Genomic DNA, 20,740 nt, shown 5'->3' on the forward strand with positions numbered 1-20,740 from the left:
CCCAGTCGCTCATATCGGCCCGCAGCCGGGGCAGTGTGCGCGCCGCACGCCGCCACGCCGTGCCCGTCGCCGCCCGCTCCTCGAGCACCGGCGGACTGCGCACGATCCGCCGTAGCACTCCACGCTCTCCGTGAACAGCCGTTCCTACAGGCTGCTTTCGGCCTCGTCGAAGCCCACTGGCGGCCGTACCGCCCGGGTGATCCTTCGGATCAGCTCGGCGGGCCGGGCGTCCGCCGTGAGCAGCGCCTCGTACCGGAGAGGTCCGCCGCCACGAACTGAGCGCTCATCGCAGCACCCCCTCGCCAAAATGCAACGGCCCCCATCTCTCCCACAGGAGAAACGAGGGCCGCAAGCGGATCGTGCCGCGGTGCGAGAACTAGCGCAGGCGCGCCATCAGCGCGTGCTCGACCAGCGTGATCAGCGTCGACTTGGCGTCCGCGCGGTGGCGGGCGTCCGTCGTGATGATCGGGGTGTCGGGGCCGATCTGCAGGGCCTCGCGCACCTCGTCCGGGTTGTACGGCTGGTTGCCGTCGAAGCCGTTGAGGGCGATCACGAAGGGAAGCCCGCTGTTCTCGAAGTAGTCGACCGCGGGGAAGCAGTCGGCCAGACGGCGGGTGTCCACCAGAACCACCGCGCCGATCGCGCCGCGTACCAGGTCGTCCCACATGAACCAGAAGCGGTCCTGGCCGGGCGTACCGAAGAGGTACAGGATCAGGTCCTGGTCCAGGGTGATACGGCCGAAGTCCATGGCGACCGTCGTGGTCGTCTTGTCTCCGGTGTGGGTGAGGTCGTCGATGCCTGCCGAAGCAGACGTCATGACGGCCTCTGTGCGCAGCGGGTTGATCTCCGAAACGGCCCCGACGAACGTGGTCTTGCCCACGCCGAAGCCACCCGCCACCACGATCTTCGCCGAGGTGGTGGAGCGGGAAGGACCGCCGCTAGAGCTTGCGAAGTCCACTGAGCACCCTTTCGAGCAGTGTCACGTCTGGCTGGCCGCCGGCGTTCTCGTCGCCGCCGGGCTGATGGATGGCGACCAGGCCCGCCTCCGCCAAGTCGGCGACGAGGATCCTGGCCACGCCGAGAGGGATCGTGAGCAGGGCCGAGACCTCGGCCACCGACTTGATCTCCCGGCAGAGGTTGCAGATCCGCTGATGCTCGGGCAGCTGGCCCTGCATCTGGTGCGGCTGCGCGGTGGTGTGCACCAGTGCCTCGATGGCGAGCTGGTAGCGCGGGCGCGTCCGGCCGCCGGTCATGGCGTACGGGCGCACCAGGGGGTTGTTCGACGCCCCGGCGGGCGCCGGCTCAGGGGCACGTCGCTGCGGCTGCACAGGCTGGATGCGCGGTGCCTGCGGCTGGTCGTACGGCGACTGCCCCGGGCCCTGGGGGCCCTGCGGCTGTCCGTACGGCTGCTGCCGCCGCTGGCTCGGCGCGGAGGGGAAGTTGTACCGGTTCTGGGAACCGTCGTTCTGGCCCTGGGCAGGGCCGTACGACCAGTTGCCCGATGACGAACCGTCTGGGGGTGTTGCCACTTTCTCTCCTCCTCCGACTGTGCCTGGCACCCATCAATGTGGAGCCGCGTCCCGAAACCTTACGGCCCCGGGACGCCAAAACGCACCGTCTGTCTGTTAGTTGAGAAGGCTCCCTTGGAGCTCCGCACGCAGATCCGGCGTCAGGACCGTACCGGCACGGTCCACCAGAAGGGCCATCTCGTACCCAATGAGGCCGATGTCCGCCTCCGGGTGGGCAAGAACCGCGAGCGACGAACCGTCGGAGATGGACATGATGAAGAGGAATCCCCTCTCCATCTCCACAACCGTCTGGTTCACGCTGCCGCCCTCGAAGATGCGCGAGGCACCGGCGGTCAGCGAGGTCAGACCGGAGGCGACCGCCGCGAGCTGGTCGGCGCGGTCGCGCGGAAAGCCTTCGGACATCGCCAGAAGGAGTCCGTCGGCGGAGACCACCACCGTGTGCGACACCCCGGGGGTGTTGTCCACGAAGTTGGTGATCAACCAGTTCAGGTTCTGTGCCGCCTGGCTCATCGGGCTCACACTAACGCTCCTGGTTGTAGGTGCTGTCAGGACCGAAGCCCTGGCCGTTCGTTTCACTTCCCGCACTGCGACCCCGCTGGACTCCCCGGCGCAGGTTGCTCAGCCTGCCCCGGACGTCCTCGGGAGCACGGGAGATCTGTGGACCTCCCTGAGGGGTGGTCTCGGCGGCTCCCTCGACCAGGTTGGCCTTGGGTACCCGCCGCGGCAGACCGGAGGAGGTGACTCCGCCCGCCTTGGGCTTGCGGAGCTGGGCCGCCTGCTGCCAGCGATCGTCGTTCGCCGAACGCCAGTCGTCGTTGGCGGGGGTCTCCGCGGGGGCCGGCGTCTCCTGGCTCACGGGCCGCGCGCCGTTCGTGCCGCTCGGGGTGGATCCGCGGCGGGGGAGCCCGGCGTCGGTCAGCTCGTGGGCGGCGGAGGGGGCCGGTCCCGGACGGTCGAAGCCTACGCGGTCGCGCTCATGTGTGTCAGCGGCCTGCACAGGTTCCGGTTCCGGAGCGTACTGGTCCGGGTAGCCGTTGCGGTAGTCGTTCTGCTGCGGCCAGTCATCCTGGTAGCGCCGCTCCTCGAAGGCCGGGAAGGACTCCCGGGCGGACTGGTGCGCGGCCGCGGACTCCTCCTGAGCGGGCTCCGCATAGCCGGGCTCGGGGTAGCCGCCGTTCGACGAGAAGGTGTCGTTCTGCGGCAGGCCACCGTTCGGCGCGTAGTACTGCTCCTCGTACGACGGCCGCTGCTGCTCCTCGTACGCCGTCTGCGGGTCGTACGCCCCCTGCTGCTCGGGGAAGCCGCCGTGGCCGTTGGTGCCGGTGCCGTCGTAGCCCTGCTGGCCGGTGAACTCGTCGTACGCGGTGTTCCCGGGCCCCTCCGGGTCGTGCGCCTGGGCCTCCAGGGCCGCACGGCGCTCCTCGCGCATCAGGGAGCGGCCGACCGGGTCCAGTTCGCGGATGTCGTCCGGGACCTCGGTGTAGCGGCTGTCGTCGAAGCCGAGTTCGGCCGCCGTGCGCATCGGCTGACGGTTGAAGTCCTCACCCTGGAAGTTCTGCTCCGGGATGATCTGCGAGACCGTGAACTCGTCCTGCATCGGGGCCGCCTCGCCACCACCACCGTGGGTGATCGCGTCGGGCAGCATGACCAGCGAGGTCGTACCGGCCTGCTCGCCCGAGGGGCGCAGCTGGACCCGGATGCCGTGCCGGTCGGACAGCCGGCCGACCACGAACAGGCCCATGCGCTGGGAGATCGCGACGTCCACGGTCGGCGGGTTGGCCAGCTTGTGGTTGATGTCCGCGAAGTCCTCGGCTGTCAGGCCGATGCCCTTGTCGTGGATCTCGACCATCACACGGCCGTCGGGAAGACGGGTCGCGGTGACGCGGACCTTGGTCTGCGGCGAGGAGAACGTGGTGGCGTTCTCCAGCAGCTCGGCGAGCAGGTGCACGAGGTCGGTGACCGCGCGGCCGTGGATCTCGGCCTCCGGGACGCCGGACAGCTCGATGCGCTCGTACTGCTCCACCTCGGAGGAGGCGGCGCGCAGCACGTCGACCAGCGGGACCGGCTGGTCCCAGCGTCGGCCGGGTTCCTCGCCGGCGAGGACCAGGAGGTTCTCGCCGTTGCGGCGCATACGGGTCGCGAGGTGGTCCAGCTTGAAGAGGTTCTCCAGCTGGTCCGGGTCGGCCTCGTTGTTCTCCAGGTCGGTGATCAGGGTCAGCTGGCCCTCGATCAGCGACTGGTTGCGGCGCGACAGGTTGGTGAAGATCGCGTTGATGTTGCCCCGCAGCAGGGCCTGCTCGGCGGCGAGCCGGACGGCTTCGCGGTGGACCTGGTCGAAGGCGCGGGCGACTTCGCCGATCTCGTCGGTGGTGGTGATCGGGATCGGTGCGACCCGGGTGTCGACGCGGCCGGGGTCGGTGCGCGAGAGCTGGTCGACCAGCATCGGCAGCCGCTGCTCGGCGATGCCGAAGGCGGCGTTGCGCAGCTGGCGCATCGCGCGGCTCATCTGGCGGGCCACCATGCCGGCCAGGATGAACGCGGCGAGCAGGGCGACCACGACGGCGGCACCCACGATGAAGGTGTCACGCTTGGCGTCGTCGGCGATCGCCGCGGCCTCGTTCACCGCCTTGTCGGCCATGTCCGACTCGATCTGCCGGTAGGCCTCGTACTTGAGGGTGTTGACCGCCCACCAGTTCTCGGCGGTGACGCCCTTCTGGGCGAGGGCCAGACGCTCGGAGGGGTCGGTGCTCTTCAGACCCGCGATGAGCCCCACCATGGTGGTGGTCTTGGCGGGCGGGGCGACGTACTCCTTGCCCTCGGCGGCAGCCTTCTGGGCCGCCTCCTTGGCCATGGCCGCACCCTTGGCCCTGATGTCCGCCTCGGCGTCCTTCAGCTTCTGCGCGTCCGCCTCGGTACCACCGCCGATGTACTCCTGGATGGCGATGCCCTCCAGGTAGGCGTACGAGGTGAGGGCGACCCGCTGGCTGGCGAAGCTGCCGGTGCCGGGGCCGGGCGCGACCAGCAACTGCATGCCGATGGAGCGCTGGAGCGACAGGGCCGCCTTGGTCAGCTCCAAGGCGTAGACCGTACGGCCGTAGCTGGTGATGTTGCCGGTGCCGAGGCCGAGCTCGTTGGCGAACTCGGTCAGCGGGTGCGCGATGTCGACGTAGCCCTCTTGGGTCTCCACGCCGGAACGCTTGGTGGTGTACGCCTCTTCACGCAGCGTCGCGAGCTTGGGCTCGCCCTTGCGGAACAGCGACAGGCGGCGCTCCAGGCCCGCCTTCTGCGGCATGCTCCGGGCCGCCTCGTCGAAGGCGTCGGCAGCGGCGTCCGTCTTCTTGCGGGCCGCGGTGACGACGTCCTTGTCCTTGTTCAGCAGGAGGGGCGCCGCAGAGATGTCACGCTCGTTGTACAGCGCGTCCGAGTAATTGAGGGAGGCCCGCACCACACGCGCGGTGTTCTCCGCGTCCTCGGCCTCCTGCCAGGTGTCGATCGAGCTCTTCACCTGGAAGCCGCCCATGACCAGGCCGACCAGCACGGGTATGAGCAGGATCGCGTTCAGCCGGGTCGGCACCCGCCAGTTGCGCGGAGACATACGGCCGCCGCCTGGAGCCGGCGCGGCCGTTGGTTCGGATCCGGGCACAGGGGCGGGCGCCGCTCCGCGCGGCGGCGGGGTGAAGTTGCCCCGGGCCGACGGCTCGGGACCGTTCTTGCTTCGCCTCACTCGACCAACAACCTTCCGGCGGTCGGCACCAACGTTGTGCCGCAGTGTCTCAGAGCCCAGTACGCCATCGACTGATGAGTACGTCATTGACTAATGGGCAGTTCAGGCATTCCAGCACGTGGACCAGCGCACTTCCAAACAGTGGGAAGTGCGGTTTCCACGTGATGCAAGCCCCAGATAAAACGGTCATAAAGAGCGAGCCCCGCCAAAAGGCGGGGCCTTCGTGCGCGCAGCGAGACCGGTTGACCGCGACGCGTGGCGGTACCACCCGATTCCTCTGCCGAAACGTTATGAACACCGAAGCCGACCGTGTCAAAGGCCACAGCCGGCTCCGGGACATCTACGACAACTGCCGTACGCGGCTACCGACTTGATCAGCTACCTCAGGCGTGCCATCAGCGCGTGCTCGACCAGCGTGATCAGCGCACTCTTCGCATCCGAGCGGTGCCGGGCGTCCGTCGTGATGATCGGGGTGTCGGGGCCGATCTGCAGGGCCTCGCGCACCTCCTCGGGCGCGTACGGCTGGTGCCCCTCGAAGCCGTTGAGCGCCACGACGAACGGCAGCCCGCTGTTCTCGAAGTAGTCGACCGCGGGGAAGCAGTCGGCCAGGCGCCGGGTGTCCACCAGGACGATCGCGCCGATGGCGCCGCGCACCAGGTCGTCCCACATGAACCAGAAGCGGTCCTGACCGGGCGTACCGAAGAGGTACAGGATCAGATCCTGGTCGAGCGTGATGCGGCCGAAGTCCATGGCGACCGTGGTGGTCGTCTTGCCTCCGGTGTGGGTGAGGTCGTCGATGCCCGCGCTCGCGGACGTCATCACGGCCTCCGTGCGCAGCGGGTTGATCTCGGAGACGGCGCCGACGAACGTCGTCTTGCCGACGCCGAAGCCACCCGCCACCACGATCTTCGCGGAGGTGGTCGCCCGGCCTCCGTCAGAGCTTGCGAAGTCCACTGAGCACCCTTTCGAGCAGTGTCACGTCCGGTGCACCGCCGTTGTTCTCGTCGCCACCCGGCTGGTGAATGGCGACCAGCCCGGCCTCCGCGAGGTCCGCGACGAGGATCCGGGCCACACCGAGAGGCATCGCCAGCAGCGCCGAGACCTCGGCGACCGACTTGACCTCACGGCACAGATGGCAGATGCGCTGGTGCTCCGGGAGCAGCCCCATGAGCGCTGCCGGGTCGGCCGTGGTGCTGATCAGGGCCTCGATGGCCAGCTGGTAGCGCGGCCGGGTCCGGCCGCCGGTCATCGCGTACGGACGTACCAGCGGCTGGTCGCCCTCATCCTCGTACGGCTCCGCGTACGGATCATGAGAGGCGTTGGGCGGGGTCATGAATCCTCCGGGCGGGACAGCAAGTTGGTCAGTCGTGCCGTCTGACGGGGCCGGTGGGGGGACTGTGGCGGCCTGACGGTGATTTGGTGAGACGGGTGGATCCGAGGTCGGTCAGTGGAGCAGACTGCCTTGCAGCTCGGCACGCAGGTCGGGCGTGAGCACCGCACCCGCGCGGTCGACCAGTAGCGCCATCTCGTAGCCGACGAGGCCGATGTCGCACTCGGGGTGCGCGAGTACGGCGAGCGACGAGCCGTCGGAGACGGACATCAGAAAGAGGAATCCTCTCTCCATCTCCACAACCGTCTGTGCCACGGTGCCGCCCTCGAAGATCCGGGAGGCGCCGGCCGTCAGCGAGGTGAGTCCGGACGCTACGGCCGCGAGCTGGTCGGCACGGTCACGCGGGAATCCCTCCGACATCGCCAGGAGGAGGCCGTCGGCGGACACGACGACGGTGTGGGACACCCCAGGGGTGTTGTCCACGAAGTTGGTGATCAACCAGTTGAGGTTCTGTGCCGCCTGGCTCATCGGGCTCAACTAACGCTCCTGCTGGTGAGTGGGGCTCGGGAAGCTGCCGGTCTGGCCGGTACCGGCCTGTCGACCCTGCGCGATGCCCCGACGGAGATTGGTCAGCCGCCCGCGCACGTCATCAGGCGCACGCGAGACCTGCGGACCGGTTTGGTGCTGTTGCTGCTGAGCCGTGCCCGGGACGAGGTTCGCCCTGGGCACCCGGCGCGGAAGGCCGGAGGTGGTGACGCCGCCCGCGGCCGGCTGCCGGACGCGCTCTGCCTGCCGTACGAGATCGTCGTTCGGCGAGCTGCGCCAGGAACCGGTGTTGGCGGATCGCTGGGGTGCCGGAGCCTGTGGTGCCTGAGCCGGCGTGGCAGCGGTGCCGTTGGGCTGCTGGCCCTGGCCCTGCTGTCCCTGCTGGCCGTGGAACCAGTTGGTCTCCAGCGTGTCGTACAGCGGCGTACGCCCGTCACCCGGACCCGCTGCCGGCGGCAGCGCCTCGGGCTCGGGACGGTTCGGCCGCTGCTGCGGACGCTGCGGGGCCGGCTGGCGCGGGGCGCCGAAGTCGGCCGGGCCGCCCTGCTGGGGCCGCTCGAACTGGCCCGTGCCGGACGGGTTCTGCCGACCGGGCATCGGGTGCTGTCCGGTCGAGCCGTTGTCGTAGCCCTGCGGGGCCGGGTACTGGCCCGTGGGCTGTCCGCCGGACGAGCCGTAGACGTCCGGGCGGACGAACTCGCCGGTGTTCTGGCCCTGCGGAACGGTCGGGCGCGGGTACTGGCCCGTGTTCTGCGGGAAGTCGTAGGAGCCGAAATCGGCAGGTCCTGCCGGGGCCTGGCGGCCGTCGCCGCGCGGGACCGCCGGCATCTCGGTGGTCGCGCCCGGGCCCTGCCGGTCGTCGATCCGGGGCATCCGGGAGGTCTGTGCCGGGTCCTGCTCGTCATGCCCGCGCGGGGTGTCCAGCGAGGCGCGCGGCACCGACGGCTGGGCGTTCTCGTCGCTCCAGCTCGGGGTGCGCGGCTGCGAGGCACTGGCGCCCGGCAGTTCGGCGCGCGGGCCACCACGGCCGCCGGGCAGTTGCGGCCGACGGCCACGACGGCCGCCACCGCTCTTCTCGGCGCCCGTGTTCGGGGCCTGCTGCGGGGAGGCGGAGGCGGGACGGCCGCCACCGAAGGAGTCCTGAGCCTGCTGCGCACCGGTGCCCGCGGCCTGCAGGCCCTGCGGGGCGCCCGGCGCCTGGCCGAAGCCGGCCGGGGACGGCGGAGCCTGGGGTCCGCCCTGGCCCTGCGGTGCACGCGGGGCACCGGGACGGCCGCCCGCGCCGGGCAGCGCGGCCCGCGGTCCCTGACCGGCACCGAGCCGGCCACCCGAGGGCGCACCGGCACCCAGGGCACCCGCGCCGGGCGCACCGGCGCCGAGGGCACCGCCCTGACCGGCCGAGCGACGGGCGGCGGCCGCACCGGCGGCGGCCTGCGCGGCGGCGGGACCGCCGGACGAGGGGCCGCCCTGGCCGGGCTTGCCCGGAGCGGGCTTCTTGCCGCCCTGGGCGACATCGACGGGGAGCATGACCAGCGCGGTCGTACCGCCGGAGTCGGACGGGCGCAGCTGGATGCGGATGCCGTGCCGCTGCGACAGCCGACCGACCACGAACAGGCCCATGCGGCGGGAGACGGAGACGTCCACGGTGGGCGGCGAGGCGAGCCGCTCGTTGATCGCCGCGAGGTCCTCGGGGGAGAGGCCGATACCGGTGTCGTGGATCTCGATCAGCACACGGCCGTCGGGCAGCGCGTGACCGGTGACCTTCACCTTGGTCTGCGGGGAGGAGAACGAGGTCGCGTTCTCCAGCAGCTCGGCGAGCAGGTGCACGAGGTCGTTGACCACACGGCCGGCCACTTCGGTGGTCGGCACGGAGGCCAGCTCGATGCGCTCGTACTGCTCCACCTCGGAGGCGGCGGCGCGGAGCACGTCGACCAGCGGGACCGGTCGGGTCCAGCGGCGGCCGGGCTCTTCACCGGCGAGAACGAGGAGGTTCTCACCGTTACGGCGCATGCGGGTCGCGAGGTGGTCGAGCTTGAACAGCGAGGACAGCTGGTCCGGGTCGGCCTCGCGGGACTCCAGTTCGGAGATGAGCGAGAGCTGACGCTGGATAAGACCCTGGGAGCGGCGCGAGAGGTTGGTGAACATCGCGTTGACGTTGCCCCGCAGCAGGGCCTGCTCGGCGGCGAGGCGGACGGCCTCGCGGTGCACGTCGTCGAAGGCCGCGGCCACCTTGCCGATCTCGTCCCGGGAGTGCACACCGACCGACTCCACGGAGGTGTCGACGTCCTGCGGGTCCGACTCGGAGAGCTGCTTGACCAGCTCGGGCAGACGGTCGGAGGCGACCCGCGTGGCCGTCTCCTCCAGGCGGCGCAGCGAGCGGATCATGGAGCGGGCCACCACGAAGGCGCCGACCAGCGAGACACCGAGCACCAGCAGGATCAGCGCACCGGAGATGATCGCGTCGCGCTCCGAGTCGTTGCGCAGCTCGCGGGCCTTCTGCTCCATCTGCTCCAGCAGAGTGCGCTCGATGTTGCCCATCTGCTCGATCCTGATCGAGCTGTCGTCCACCCAGTCCTTGTACGAGCGCCGGTCCACCGTGGCCAGACCACTGGTGATGGCGCGGTCGCCGTAGGTGTCGGTGGCCTGGATCGTGGAGTTGCCCTCTTCGACCGGCTTGAGGAGCTCGGCGGCGTCCTCACCGCCGTAGATGGCCTTGAAGCTGGCGAGTTCGGAGGTCTGGCTGGCCAGCGCCGACTGGGCGTAGAGCCGGTCGTTGTCCGAGAGGTTGCCGGCGGACTTGGTGTTCTCCGGCAGGGCCGCGGCGAGCACCGCGCGCTGGATCGAGGCGTACTCCTTGGCGGAGGAGAAGGCCGCGAGCGCGCGGGTGCGCTGGATCATGTCCGGGTTGCTGGTCGCCTCGGCCATGTCCTGGGAGAGGCCCAGCAGGTTCTCGATCAGCCGGTGGTAGGCCTCGACCGTCTGCGTGGAGTTGTCGTCCGCCTGGTACGCGTCCCGGCGGATGCTGCTCAGGGTGCGCAGGTTCCGGACGACACCGACGAGGGTGTCGTGGACGCCCTGGAGGTTGCCGTCGGAGGTGTCGACCTCCTCGGCGGAGTCGATGAAGTTCTGGCGCAGCCGGTCGGTCTTGTCGGTGTAGCCCTTGACCGTGTAGCCGGTGGCCTTCTCACCGTGCGCCAGCGGACCGGCGGACTGGTCGCGCTCCTCCTGGAGCGCGGCGGCCAGCTCGGTGGCCTGCTTGGTCATGTCCGTGAGCAGCTTCATGTTGTCGAGCTGCTGCATGTCGTCCATGGAGTCGCTGATACGCAGGGCGCCCAGCGAGGTGGCCGCGACGACCGGGAGAGCGAGCAGCGACACCAGACGCGTGGAGATGCGCCAGTTGCGCAGGGCTATTCGCGGGCCGGGGTTGGTGGGACCCTTCGGCGGCTTGACCGGCGGGGTCGTGGCGCCCGCGGGGCCCGACGAAGCCGGTCCGCCGGGCGCGCCGGGGCGACCCGCGCCGTCACCGGACGGGCCCGGGTTCTGGGCGTGCTGGGGCGAGGGACTGCCGGCATTGGGGCCAGTCCCGCCGTGCAGCTCCGGCTCCGCCGAAGCACTGCCATCCCTCTTGAAACGTCCCTGCACTAGCGTCGCAACCTCTGGACCAGGCGCCCCTCCGCGCGAACGGAAGGACGGTGTCGGCGTCGTAGGGGACGTCCTGAATTACGTCCCCTGATGGTCGTGAGTGACCGGCGCTGGCTCCCCCCTCCGCCGCCGCTCGGCGCTGCGTTGCGCCCCTGCGCGCCGGCTCGATCCTGCGGCGGTCCGTGGAATTCCAGCACAGTGCAGGATCTCCAACAAGGGCCGTGGGCCGAGCCGTGACCTAGGTGACACCTTGTGAGTGCCGAGTCACCAGGCGTAGAAAGTGATCCGCCCCAAAACGGACTTACAAGAGCGAGTCGTCAAGGGGTCGGGGGTGTCCTAGTCGCCATGATCAGGAGCGGAATGGTGGCTTCAGTAGGCCAATGTCCGTTTCGTTGCGGTGGGTTGTGGGTCTGATTTGACCGGTTTGAGAACGAAGTCGTGAGCAAACTCACATGCAGATCATGCGGTCTTCACGTCTTCCCCGGGGAATCGCATGTTTAGCCTGGCGCTTTACAAGAGGGCGCAATCTGCCAACTCTCTGCCCACCGCACACGACAGGGTTACGTACAACCGTGAAGACGACCACGATGTTCCGCACCATAGCCAACCCGCGGCGCACGACGCTGGCCCACCTGGAAGGCGCCGACGACCTGCAGACCCCGGAGCAGCCGGAGCACCCCGTCGACCTCCCGGTCCAGACGGCCAACCCCCGCCGCACGATCCTGGACGAGATGCCGGTCGCCGCCACCGCCGCGGAGTAATACCGCGAGGTGCGAGCCCCTGGCCGCGTTAGCCTGGAGCGTCAGACTCCAGCCGCTTAAGTCAAGGGGCCAAGCATCCCGTGCGCATCGCCAGATTCTCCATCGACGGGAACGTCGCCTTCGGCGTGGTCGAGGGCGACAAGCCTGAGGAACTCGTCCTCGACATCATCAAGGGCATCCCGTTCGCGGAATTCGAGCGCTCCGGCACCAAGGTGCCACTGAGCAAGGTCCGGCTGCTGCCCCCGGTGCTCCCCAACAAGGTCGTGGCCTACGGCCGCAACTACGCCGCGCACGCCCGCGAACTGGGCAACGACGTGCCCGACGCCCCGTTCGCCTTCTTCAAGCCCTCCACCTCGGTGATCGGCCCCGGCGACGAGATCCAGTACCCGCCCTTCTCCCAGGACCTGCACCACGAGGCCGAGCTCGCCGTGGTCATCGGCCGCATGTGCCGCGAGGTCCCGCGCGAGCGCGTCAAGGACGTGATCCTCGGCTACACCTGCGCCAACGACATCACCGCCCGGGACGTCCAGAAGCGCGAGAAGCAGTGGGCCCGGGCCAAGGGCTTCGACACCTCCTGCCCGCTGGGCCCCTGGGTGGAGACGGACCTGGACCCCTCCGACCTGACCGTCCAGCTCACGGTCAACGGACAGCAGCGGCAGCTCGGCCGCACCAGCGAGATGATCCACCCCATCGAGGATCTGATCGTCAACATCACCGAGGCCATGACGCTGCTCCCCGGCGACGTGATCCTCACGGGCACCCCCGCGGGGGTCGGCCCCCTGGCTGTCGGCGACGAGGTCTCCGTCAGCATCGAAGGCATCGGCACTCTCACCAACAAGGTTGTCAAGCGTGGCTAGCGCATCCGCCCCAGCAGTCCGTGTCCGTTTCTGCCCGTCACCGACCGGCAACCCCCATGTGGGCCTGGTCCGCACCGCCCTGTTCAACTGGGCGTTCGCCAAGCACCACGGCGGCACTCTGGTCTTCCGCATCGAGGACACCGACGCGGCCCGCGACTCGGAGGAGTCGTACAACCAGCTGCTGGACTCGATGCGCTGGCTGGGCTTCGACTGGGACGAGGGCCCCGAAGTCGGCGGCCCGCACGCGCCGTACCGCCAGTCGCAGCGCATGGACCTCTACAAGGAGGTCGCGCAGAAGCTCCTGGACGGCGGGTACGCCTACCACTGCTACTGCTCCCAGGAGGAGCTGGACAGCCGTCGCGACGCCGCCCGCGCGGCCGGCAAGCCCTCCGGCTACGACGGCCACTGCCGTGAGCTGAGCGCCCAGCAGGTCGCCGAGTACCAGGCCCAGGCCCGCGAGCCGATCGTCCGCTTCCGGATGCCGGACGAGACGATCACCTTCACCGACCTGGTCCGCGGCGAGCTGACCTTCACCCCGGAGAACGTCCCGGACTACGGCATCGTCCGCGCCAACGGCGCCCCGCTGTACACCCTGGTGAACCCGGTCGACGACGCCCTGATGGAGATCACCCACGTCCTCCGCGGCGAGGACCTGCTCTCCTCGACGCCCCGTCAGATCGCCCTGTACAAGGCGCTGATGGAGCTGGGCATCGCCAAGCAGATCCCCTCCTTCGGCCACCTGCCGTATGTGATGGGCGAGGGCAACAAGAAGCTCTCCAAGCGCGACCCGCAGTCGTCGCTGAACCTCTACCGCGAGCGCGGCTTCCTCCCCGAGGGACTGCTCAACTACCTCTCCCTGCTCGGCTGGTCGCTCAGCGCGGACCAGGACATCTTCACGATGGACGAGATGGTCGCGGCCTTCGAGATCGCGGACGTGAACCCCAACCCGGCCCGCTTCGACCTGAAGAAGTGCGAGTCGATCAACGGCGACCACATCCGCATGCTCGATGTGAAGGACTTCACCGAGCGCTGCGTCCCGTGGCTGAAGGCCCCGTTCGCCCCCTGGGCCCCGGAGGACTTCGACGAGGCCAAGTGGCAGGCCGTAGCCCCGCACGCGCAGACCCGCCTGAAGGTTCTGTCGGAGATCACGGACAACGTCGACTTCCTGTTCCTGCCGGAGCCGGTGTTCGACGAGCAGAGCTGGACCAAGGCGATGAAGGAGGGCTCCGACGCCCTCCTGCGCACGGCCCGCGAGAAGCTGGAGTCGGCGGACTGGACCTCCCCGGATTCCCTGAAGGAGGCCGTCCTGACCGCCGGCGAGGCCCACGGCCTCAAGCTCGGCAAGGCCCAGGCCCCGGTCCGGGTCGCCGTCACCGGCCGCACGGTCGGACTGCCGCTCTTCGAGTCCCTGGAGATCCTGGGCAAGGAGAAGACGCTGACGCGGATCGACGCGGCGCTGGCGCGGCTCGCCGTGTGACACGACGCACATGCGAGGGGCGGCATCCGCAGTTCCGGATGCCGCCCCTCGGGGTATGGGTTACTGGGCGTCGGCTTCGTCGATCAAGTAGGCGCTCTCGTCGAAGATTTCCAGTACGACGATGACCATGATCGTGCCGGCCACCATGTACTCCAGCATCACGCCGGGGGCAACGTAGGCCTTGCGTAGATGCTCGTCGGGGCCGAGCTGTGCAGTCGAAGTCTTCCGGAACGGGTCACGCGCCAGTACGCGCACGGCCCTGTCCAACTCCGCTCGGCGTTCCTCGGGCAGGGCGTCATACGTCGTACGGGCCTCGACGGTGAACTGGACGCGGTACTCGCTCACGGCCTCAGTGTGCCAGCCGCACCGTGCCGCTGCCCGGCCCTCTTCTCGGACGTGCTGCCGGGGCCTGGACGCCTCGCCGCCGGCCACCGGCACGCCGTGCTGTCCAACTCCAGCCTCACCCTCCAGGACCGCAAGCTCCGCGCCCTCGGCGTGCACGACCGCTTCGAGGCCATCCTGTGCGCCGCCGAGCCGGGCGTCTCCAAGCCGGAGGCCGAGGCCTTCCTCGCTGCCTGCGAGGCTCTCGCCCTGCCCCCGCACGAGGTGGCCTACGTCGGGGACCATCCGGAGATCGACGGGCGGGGCGCCGCCGACGCCGCTCTGCTGTCGGTGTGGATCGACCGCGGCACCGTTTCCACCGGCGCCGACGCACCCGCAGGTCCGCACCGGATCGCCACCCTCGCCGAACTCCCCGCGCTGCTCGGCTCGGATACCCGTTTTGGAGCCCCGTCCACCTTCGGGTAATGTTCTTCCTGCGCCGCCGGAGAGCGGGCCGAAAGGCCGGGAACCAGAGGCGCAAGCTAGAACAAGATCCCCTCGGGGCTTGCGTTCCAGTGGCCTATGGTGTAATTGGCAGCACGACTGATTCTGGTTCAGTTAGTCTTGGTTCGAGTCCAGGTAGGCCAGCTCGCAGAGCTTATCTGCAAAGCCCCCGTTGTGTAGCGGCCTAGCACGCTGCCCTCTCAAGGCAGTAGCGCCGGTTCGAATCCGGTCGGGGGTACGGTGATCTCCATCGCGATGATCGCTAGGGCCCCCGTTGTGTAGCGGCCTAGCACGCCGCCCTCTCAAGGCGGTAGCGCCGGTTCGAATCCGGTCGGGGGTACGAAATGGTCTAAACCATATTGGCCTATGGTGTAATTGGCAACACTACGGTTTCTGGTACCGTCATTCTTGGTTCGAGTCCAGGTAGGCCAGCTCGGACCTGCGAAAACGCAGGATCCACGCCCCCGTTGTGTAGCGGCCTAGCACGCCGCCCTCTCAAGGCGGTAGCGCCGGTTCGAATCCGGTCGGGGGTACGCACAGTAAAGGCCCTCCACTTCGGTGGAGGGCCTTTCGCGTTCTACTCGTAGCCATACCTCCGCGTCGACTCCTCCTCCTGCGCCAGCCGGTGCAGCGCCCGCAGCATCGGTTCGACGAGGACCGCACCCAGGACCGCGATCTCGGCCTTCTCGGCCTCCGACTCGTGCGTCTCCATGAAATCCAGGTCGAGCACGGCCACCTGTTGCATCAACCGGCCGTAGGGCAGGAGCTGTTCGGGACCCCAGTCGTAGCCGAGGCGACGCAGCGCGGCCGCCGTCACCACGAGGGAGCGGAAGGCGGGGGAGAGGCCAGTCAGGGCCCGGGCGTTGGACCAGCCCAGGGTGTCGAGCAGCCCCTCCATCGCGGCCCGCGCGCCCTGGACGAACTCGTCGTCCACCTCCGGCTCGGGCACCTGCGGCATGGCCCAGATGGCAGCGCCCAGGCGCATCGCGCGGGGCAGGGAGTCGTCGTCGACGTGCTCCAGTACCTCCCTGACCGTGGCCACCGGCACCCGGCCGACCTGGATCATCGCGCGGATCAGCCGCAGCCGGCGCAGATGCTCCTCGTCGTACTCGGCCGTGGTCGTGTTGATCTGGCGGCCGGGCGCCAACAGCCCTTCGCGCAGGTAGTACTTGATCGTCGCGGTGGACACCCCGCTGCGCTCGCTCAGTTCAGCCAGCCGCATCTCTTGCGCCCTTCCTTGGGGAGTGCCACTATCCAAGCACCACTCAGAAGGATAGTGCCGCTATCCGACAGGGCAGACGGGGGCTCGTCATGTTCGCCAGGCCGACACCGGGTCGCACCACCGCGAACGCCGAGGGCGATGTGGTCGTCCTGCTGATCGGCATGCGGATCAACCGCTTCTGGGCGGTGCATCACTGGCTGCCGGTGGCGCTGGCCATGCCGCGGATGCTGCGTGAGCTGGGGAAGGCACCCGAGCGGGGGCTGCTCGGCCATGTCCTGCTGACGGCCTCGCCGCGGACGTACTACGTCGTCCAGTACTGGGAGTCCAAGGAGAAGCTGTACGCCTACGCGCACGCCTCGGACGCGCTCCATCGCGGGGCGTGGGCGACTCTCAACCGCAAGGAGAAGGCGGGGAAGGTCCGGCAGCACGTGGGGCTGTGGCACGAGGCGTACATCGTGCCGGAGGGCTCGTACGAGTCGATCTACTTCGACATGCCGGCCTTCGGGCTCGCTGCCGCGCACGGCCAGGTGCCCCTGGAGAAGCGGGGCCGCTACGCGAAGGACCGGTTCGCGCACCGGTCGACGGCGAAGGTGGCCGAAGAGGCCGGGTGACGGGGGGATCGGGGGACGGGGAGGGCCTGCCGCGGCGTTGAGGCAGGTCCTCCCCGATCTCGTGCCCGAAGGTCAGCCCGTGCGGCGCAGGGCCTCGGAGAGGCGCGCGGCGGCGTCGATGACCGCCTGGGCGTGCATCCGGCCCGGGTGGCGCGTCAGGCGCTCGATGGGGCCGGAGACCGAGACGGCGGCCACCACACGGTTGGAGGGGCCGCGCACGGGCGCGGAGACGGACGCGACGCCCGGCTCGCGCTCGCCGATCGACTGGGCCCAGCCCCGGCGCCGTACGCCCGACAGGGCCGTCGCCGTGAAGCGGGCGCCCTGCAGGCCCCGGTGCAGGCGCTCCGGCTCCTCCCAGGCCATGAGGATCTGGGCGGAGGAACCCGCCTTCATCGTGAGCGTCGAGCCGACCGGGACCGTGTCCCGGAGTCCGGACAGGCGCTCCGCCGCGGCGACGCAGATGCGCATGTCGCCCTGGCGGCGGTAGAGCTGCGCGCTCTCGCCCGTGACGTCACGGAGGTGCGTGAGCACCGGGCCCGCGGTGGCGAGGAGACGGTCCTCACCCGCGGCCGCGGCCAGTTCTGCCATGCGAGGGCCGAGAATGAAACGGCCCTGCATGTCGCGCGCCACCATGCGGTGGTGTTCCAGCGCCACGGCCAGCCGATGGGCCGTGGGTCGTGCCAACCCGGTCGCCGCCACCAGACCCGCGAGGGTGGCCGGACCGGACTCCAGGGCGCTCAGGACAAGGGCTGCCTTGTCCAGGACGCCGACGCCGCTACTGTTGTCCATGAAACGATACTCGCGTCTCACTCTGTGAAACGCAAGTTCAATTTTCCGTGGAACACGCCACTCTGGATGTCACGAAGGCACAGCGGCCCGCAGACCAACGGGCCCGGCGGCGGACGCCCGGGAACAGGGGCGCGAGCAGCCGTCTTCTCAAGATCTCTAGTTGGGCCGGCGGACCGTATGCCGGCCGGAGGGAAAGCGATGGGTAGGACACTCGCGGAGAAGGTCTGGGACGACCACGTCGTCCGGCGCGCCGAGGGCGAGCCCGACCTCCTCTTCATCGATCTGCACCTGCTGCACGAGGTGACCAGCCCGCAGGCCTTCGACGGCCTCCGCAAGAGCGGTCGCCAGGTGCGCCGGCTCGACCTGACCATCGCCACCGAGGACCACAACACCCCGACCCTCGACATCGACAAGCCCATCGCCGACCCGGTCTCCCGGATCCAGCTGGAGACGCTGCGCAAGAACGCCGCCGAGTTCGGGGTGCGCCTGCACCCGCTGGGCGACGTCGAACAGGGCGTCGTGCATGTCGTCGGCCCGCAGCTGGGTCTGACCCAGCCCGGCATGACCGTCGTCTGCGGTGACTCCCACACCTCCACGCACGGCGCCTTCGGCGGCCTGGCGTTCGGCATCGGCACCTCCCAGGTCGAGCATGTGCTGGCCACCCAGACGCTGCCCCTGGTCCGCCCCAAGACCATGGCCATCACGGTCAACGGCGAACTGCCCGAGGGCGTGACCGCCAAGGACCTGATCCTGGCGATCATCGCCAAGATCGGCACCGGCGGCGGCCAGGGCTATGTCCTGGAGTACCGCGGCTCCGCCATCGAGAAGCTGTCGATGGAGGCCCGGATGACCATCTGCAACATGTCGATCGAGGCCGGCGCCCGCGCGGGCATGATCGCCCCCGACCAGACCACCTTCGACTACCTCGAAGGCCGTCCGCACGCCCCCAAGGGCGAGGACTGGGACGCCGCGGTCGCCTACTGGAAGACGCTGAGGACGGACGAGGACGCCGAGTTCGACGCCGAGGTCGTCATCGAGGCCGCCGAACTGTCGCCGTTCGTCACCTGGGGCACCAACCCCGGCCAGGGCGCGCCGCTTTCGGCGAACGTCCCCGACCCTGCTTCGTACGAAGACGCTTCGGAGCGCCTCGCCGCCGAAAAGGCCCTGGAATACATGGGGTTGGAGGCCGGCCAGCCGCTGACGTCCATCAAGGTGGACACCGTCTTCGTAGGCTCCTGCACCAACGGCCGCATCGAGGACCTGCGCGCCGCCGCCGAGCTCATGAAGGGCCGCAAAGTCGCCGACGGCGTACGGATGCTGGTCGTCCCGGGCTCCGCGCGGGTCGGTCTGCAGGCCGTCTCCGAGGGTCTGGACGTCGTCTTCAAGGAGGCCGGCGCCGAATGGCGGCACGCGGGCTGCTCGATGTGTCTGGGCATGAACCCCGACCAGCTGGCCCCCGGTGAGCGCTCCGCGTCCACCTCCAACCGCAACTTCGAGGGCAGGCAGGGCAAGGGCGGCCGTACGCATCTAGTGTCGCCGCAGGTCGCCGCCGCGACCGCCGTGCTGGGCCACCTGGCGTCCCCCGCCGATCTGTCCGACGCCGAGACCCGTACGCCCGCTGGAGTCTGAGAAGTCATGGAAGCATTCACCACGCACACCGGCCGGGCCGTCCCACTGCGCCGCTCCAACGTCGACACCGACCAGATCATCCCTGCTCACTGGCTCAAGAAGGTCACGCGGGACGGTTTCGAGGACGGGCTGTTCGAGGCCTGGCGCAAGGACGAGCAGTTCATCCTCAACCAGCCCGAGCGCAAGGGCGCGACCGTTCTGGTCGCCGGTCCCGACTTCGGCACCGGATCCTCCCGTGAGCACGCCGTCTGGGCGCTGCAGAACTACGGCTTCAAGGCCGTCATCTCCTCCCGCTTCGCCGATATCTTCCGCGGCAACTCGCTCAAGAACGGCCTGCTCACGGTGGTTCTGGAGCAGAAGATCGTGGACGCGCTGTGGGAGCTCACGGAGGAGAACCCCGAGGCCGAGATCACCGTGGACCTGGAGAACCGCGAGGTGCGCGCCGAGGGCGTCACCGCCTCCTTCGAGCTGGACGAGAACTCCCGCTGGCGGCTGCTGAACGGCCTGGACGACATCTCCATCACCCTCCAGAACGAGGCGGACATCTCCGCGTACGAGGCCAAGCGGCCGTCGTACAAGCCGCAGACGCTCCAGGCGTGACGCCGGGAAGCCCCCGGAGCAACTGAACAGGTCGAGATTCGGCCACCACAACACCCCCGCTGTACCCCCGATCAGCCCGATCGGGGGTACAGCTGTGTCTGCACCCGAACGGCCCCGGGCGCGCCGAGGGATCGCCTCAACTTCCCACGTTACGACGGTTGTTGCCGGGGTAGGCGAGAGTCGAAGCCGTGGCTTCCGCCGGTGCCCGGACGGCCGTTTGAGGCGGCAGTTGCACCCTGAGCAGGCGACAACTCGCCCCAGATGGCACAATCTGTGCATGGAACACGACGGCCAACTCGAGCTCTATGCGGCGGTCGCGGACCAACTCAAGGAAGCGCACACAAGAGTGCGCGCACTGCAAGTCCCGGAGGGCGTACGGATGGCGCTGACCCGGAAGCTGCTGGTCATTACGGCCGCGGCCAAGCACGATCTCGCCGATGCGGCAAGGCGACTGGAGGCGTTCTCGGCGGACCTCGACGCGGGTCGACTCCCCGACGAGGAACGTTGAGGGCTCCAGAGACAGTCGAGTCCGTTGCGGCACAAGGGTGATAAGCCCGTTTCGTGTTTGATTTGCGGTATATATCTGCCTAACGTGCGAAAAAGCTTGAACACTTTCGTTCTGGCAATGTCTCCGAAGGGGAAGACGTGAACAAGGCGCAGCTCGTAGAAGCGATTGCCGACAAGCTGGGCGGCCGCCAGCAGGCCGCCGATGCTGTCGACGCGGTCCTGGACGCCATCGTCCGCGCGACCGTCGCGGGTGAACGGGTCTCGGTCACCGGCTTCGGTTCGTTCGAGAAGGTCGACCGTCCGGCGCGGTACGCCCGCAACCCCCAGACGGGCGAGCGGGTTCGGGTCAAGAAGACCTCCGTGCCGCGGTTCCGCGCGGGCCAGGGCTTCAAGGATCTGGTGAGCGGTTCGAAGAAGCTCCCGCGCGGGGGCGAGGTCGCCGTCAAGAAGGCGCCCAAGGGCAGCCTGACCGGCGGTGCCGCGGCCACGGTCAAGAAGGCCGCCGCGAAGAAGACCACCGCGAAGAAGGCCACCACCGCCAAGAAGGCGACGGCCAAGAAGGCCCCCGCGAAGAAGACGACCACGGCGAAGAAGACGACCGCGAAGAAGACCACGGCCGCCGCGAAGAAGACCACCGCGAAGAAGGCCACCACCGCCAAGAAGGCGACGGCCAAGAAGGCCCCCGCGAAGA

At 69.2% G+C, this 20,740-nt stretch carries 19 protein-coding genes, 5 tRNA genes and 1 pseudogene; 14 read left to right on the forward strand and 11 right to left on the reverse strand.

What is annotated here, in order from left to right:
• Positions 1-376 precede the first annotated feature (376 nt).
• The 8 genes from RMT89_RS16040 to RMT89_RS16075 form a co-directional block, all read right to left on the reverse strand.
• Positions 377-958: an ATP/GTP-binding protein gene (locus RMT89_RS16040; RefSeq protein ID WP_031224757.1), complete on the reverse strand. Its 582-nt coding sequence runs from the start codon at positions 956-958 to the stop codon at positions 377-379.
• On the reverse strand, positions 939-1,529 hold the full coding sequence (locus RMT89_RS16045) for a DUF742 domain-containing protein (protein ID WP_315884439.1): 591 nt from the start codon (positions 1,527-1,529) through the stop codon (positions 939-941). The genes RMT89_RS16040 and RMT89_RS16045 overlap by 20 nt, the downstream gene beginning before the upstream one ends.
• Before the next feature lie 96 nt (positions 1,530-1,625).
• Positions 1,626-2,039, reverse strand: coding sequence for a roadblock/LC7 domain-containing protein (locus RMT89_RS16050; protein ID WP_004983065.1), 414 nt, complete (start codon positions 2,037-2,039; stop codon positions 1,626-1,628).
• 10 nt (positions 2,040-2,049) lie between these two features.
• Positions 2,050-5,253 carry a nitrate- and nitrite sensing domain-containing protein gene (locus RMT89_RS16055; RefSeq protein ID WP_315884440.1) on the reverse strand — a complete coding sequence of 1,068 codons (3,204 nt, stop codon included), beginning with the start codon at positions 5,251-5,253 and terminating at the stop codon, positions 2,050-2,052.
• A gap of 378 nt (positions 5,254-5,631) precedes the next feature.
• On the reverse strand, positions 5,632-6,207 hold the full coding sequence (locus tag RMT89_RS16060) for an ATP/GTP-binding protein (protein WP_046258886.1): 576 nt from the start codon (positions 6,205-6,207) through the stop codon (positions 5,632-5,634).
• Positions 6,188-6,586, reverse strand: coding sequence for a DUF742 domain-containing protein (locus RMT89_RS16065; protein ID WP_285513623.1), 399 nt, complete (start codon positions 6,584-6,586; stop codon positions 6,188-6,190). Before RMT89_RS16065 ends, RMT89_RS16060 begins: the two co-directional genes overlap by 20 nt.
• A gap of 111 nt (positions 6,587-6,697) precedes the next feature.
• Entirely contained in the window at positions 6,698-7,111 is a 414-nt protein-coding gene (locus RMT89_RS16070) for a roadblock/LC7 domain-containing protein (RefSeq protein WP_023546525.1), read from the reverse strand.
• 9 nt (positions 7,112-7,120) lie between these two features.
• The gene (locus RMT89_RS16075) at positions 7,121-10,771 is read right to left on the reverse strand and encodes a nitrate- and nitrite sensing domain-containing protein (protein WP_315884441.1); all 3,651 of its coding nucleotides are present in this window, start codon (positions 10,769-10,771) and stop codon (positions 7,121-7,123) included.
• Between the two features lie 572 nt (positions 10,772-11,343).
• Here RMT89_RS16075 and RMT89_RS16080 point away from each other — a divergent pair.
• From RMT89_RS16080 to gltX, 3 genes are all read left to right on the forward strand, one after another.
• Complete coding sequence (locus RMT89_RS16080; RefSeq protein ID WP_315884442.1) at positions 11,344-11,532, forward strand: hypothetical protein; 189 nt, start codon at positions 11,344-11,346, stop codon at positions 11,530-11,532.
• Positions 11,533-11,612: 80 nt separating this feature from the next.
• Complete coding sequence (locus RMT89_RS16085; RefSeq protein ID WP_315884443.1) at positions 11,613-12,389, forward strand: fumarylacetoacetate hydrolase family protein; 777 nt, start codon at positions 11,613-11,615, stop codon at positions 12,387-12,389.
• A complete protein-coding gene (gltX, locus tag RMT89_RS16090) occupies positions 12,382-13,866 on the forward strand; it encodes a glutamate--tRNA ligase (protein ID WP_315884444.1) in 1,485 nt (494 codons plus the stop codon). The genes RMT89_RS16085 and gltX overlap by 8 nt, the downstream gene beginning before the upstream one ends.
• A 60-nt stretch (positions 13,867-13,926) precedes the next feature.
• Here the strand turns inward: gltX and RMT89_RS16095 are convergent, their stop codons facing one another.
• A complete protein-coding gene (locus RMT89_RS16095; RefSeq protein ID WP_315884445.1) occupies positions 13,927-14,211 on the reverse strand; it encodes a hypothetical protein in 285 nt (94 codons plus the stop codon).
• Positions 14,212-14,247: 36 nt separating this feature from the next.
• Here RMT89_RS16095 and RMT89_RS16100 point away from each other — a divergent pair.
• The 6 genes and pseudogenes from RMT89_RS16100 to RMT89_RS16125 all read left to right on the forward strand — a co-directional run.
• Positions 14,248-14,673: pseudogene (locus RMT89_RS16100) on the forward strand (HAD family hydrolase); the annotation flags it as partial.
• 90 nt (positions 14,674-14,763) lie between these two features.
• Positions 14,764-14,835, forward strand: a tRNA-Gln gene (locus RMT89_RS16105).
• A 21-nt stretch (positions 14,836-14,856) separates the two neighbouring features.
• Positions 14,857-14,929, forward strand: a tRNA-Glu gene (locus tag RMT89_RS16110).
• Positions 14,930-14,958: 29 nt separating this feature from the next.
• Positions 14,959-15,031: transfer RNA gene (locus tag RMT89_RS16115), tRNA-Glu, on the forward strand.
• Between the two features lie 20 nt (positions 15,032-15,051).
• A tRNA-Gln gene (locus tag RMT89_RS16120) sits at positions 15,052-15,123 on the forward strand.
• A 28-nt stretch (positions 15,124-15,151) separates the two neighbouring features.
• A tRNA-Glu gene (locus RMT89_RS16125) sits at positions 15,152-15,224 on the forward strand.
• 44 nt (positions 15,225-15,268) lie between these two features.
• Here the strand turns inward: RMT89_RS16125 and RMT89_RS16130 are convergent.
• Positions 15,269-15,913, reverse strand: coding sequence for a MerR family transcriptional regulator (locus tag RMT89_RS16130; RefSeq protein ID WP_315884446.1), 645 nt, complete (start codon positions 15,911-15,913; stop codon positions 15,269-15,271).
• A gap of 89 nt (positions 15,914-16,002) precedes the next feature.
• Here RMT89_RS16130 and RMT89_RS16135 point away from each other — a divergent pair, with 89 nt between their 5' ends.
• Positions 16,003-16,524 carry a DUF4188 domain-containing protein gene (locus RMT89_RS16135; protein WP_315884447.1) on the forward strand — a complete coding sequence of 174 codons (522 nt, stop codon included), beginning with the start codon at positions 16,003-16,005 and terminating at the stop codon, positions 16,522-16,524.
• A gap of 72 nt (positions 16,525-16,596) precedes the next feature.
• Here the strand turns inward: RMT89_RS16135 and ndgR are convergent, their stop codons facing one another.
• Positions 16,597-17,313 (reverse strand): IclR family transcriptional regulator NdgR, encoded by a 717-nt coding sequence (gene ndgR / locus RMT89_RS16140; RefSeq protein WP_250074667.1) that lies wholly within the window; start codon positions 17,311-17,313, stop codon positions 16,597-16,599.
• Positions 17,314-17,511: 198 nt separating this feature from the next.
• Between ndgR and leuC the strand changes: the two genes are divergently transcribed.
• From leuC to RMT89_RS16160, 4 genes are all read left to right on the forward strand, one after another.
• The gene (gene leuC / locus RMT89_RS16145) at positions 17,512-18,942 is read left to right on the forward strand and encodes a 3-isopropylmalate dehydratase large subunit (protein WP_315884448.1); all 1,431 of its coding nucleotides are present in this window, start codon (positions 17,512-17,514) and stop codon (positions 18,940-18,942) included.
• Positions 18,943-18,948: 6 nt separating this feature from the next.
• On the forward strand, positions 18,949-19,542 hold the full coding sequence (gene leuD / locus RMT89_RS16150) for a 3-isopropylmalate dehydratase small subunit (RefSeq protein WP_315884449.1): 594 nt from the start codon (positions 18,949-18,951) through the stop codon (positions 19,540-19,542).
• A 277-nt stretch (positions 19,543-19,819) separates the two neighbouring features.
• Positions 19,820-20,050: a hypothetical protein gene (locus RMT89_RS16155; RefSeq protein WP_315884450.1), complete on the forward strand. Its 231-nt coding sequence runs from the start codon at positions 19,820-19,822 to the stop codon at positions 20,048-20,050.
• A 137-nt stretch (positions 20,051-20,187) separates the two neighbouring features.
• On the forward strand, positions 20,188-20,740 hold a 553-nt coding region (locus RMT89_RS16160), incomplete at its 3' end, for an HU family DNA-binding protein (protein WP_315884451.1).

This window comes from Streptomyces sp. P17 (assembly GCF_032436805.1).
Classification (GTDB): Bacteria; Actinomycetota; Actinomycetes; order Streptomycetales; family Streptomycetaceae; genus Streptomyces.

Excerpts from the sequence above, each read along its gene's own strand:
- RMT89_RS16050 (WP_004983065.1), bottom strand. The coding sequence starts at position 2,039 with ATGAGCCAGGCGGCACAGAACCTGAACTGGTTGATCACCAACTTCGTG.
- RMT89_RS16065 (WP_285513623.1), bottom strand. The coding sequence starts at position 6,586 with ATGACCCCGCCCAACGCCTCTCATGATCCGTACGCGGAGCCGTACGAG.
- RMT89_RS16070 (WP_023546525.1), bottom strand. The coding sequence starts at position 7,111 with ATGAGCCAGGCGGCACAGAACCTCAACTGGTTGATCACCAACTTCGTG.
- RMT89_RS16130 (WP_315884446.1), bottom strand. The coding sequence starts at position 15,913 with ATGCGGCTGGCTGAACTGAGCGAGCGCAGCGGGGTGTCCACCGCGACG.
- RMT89_RS16135 (WP_315884447.1), top strand. The coding sequence starts at position 16,003 with ATGTTCGCCAGGCCGACACCGGGTCGCACCACCGCGAACGCCGAGGGC.
- ndgR (WP_250074667.1), bottom strand. The coding sequence starts at position 17,313 with ATGGACAACAGTAGCGGCGTCGGCGTCCTGGACAAGGCAGCCCTTGTC.
- leuC (WP_315884448.1), top strand. The coding sequence starts at position 17,512 with ATGGGTAGGACACTCGCGGAGAAGGTCTGGGACGACCACGTCGTCCGG.
- leuD (WP_315884449.1), top strand. The coding sequence starts at position 18,949 with ATGGAAGCATTCACCACGCACACCGGCCGGGCCGTCCCACTGCGCCGC.
- RMT89_RS16155 (WP_315884450.1), top strand. The coding sequence starts at position 19,820 with ATGGAACACGACGGCCAACTCGAGCTCTATGCGGCGGTCGCGGACCAA.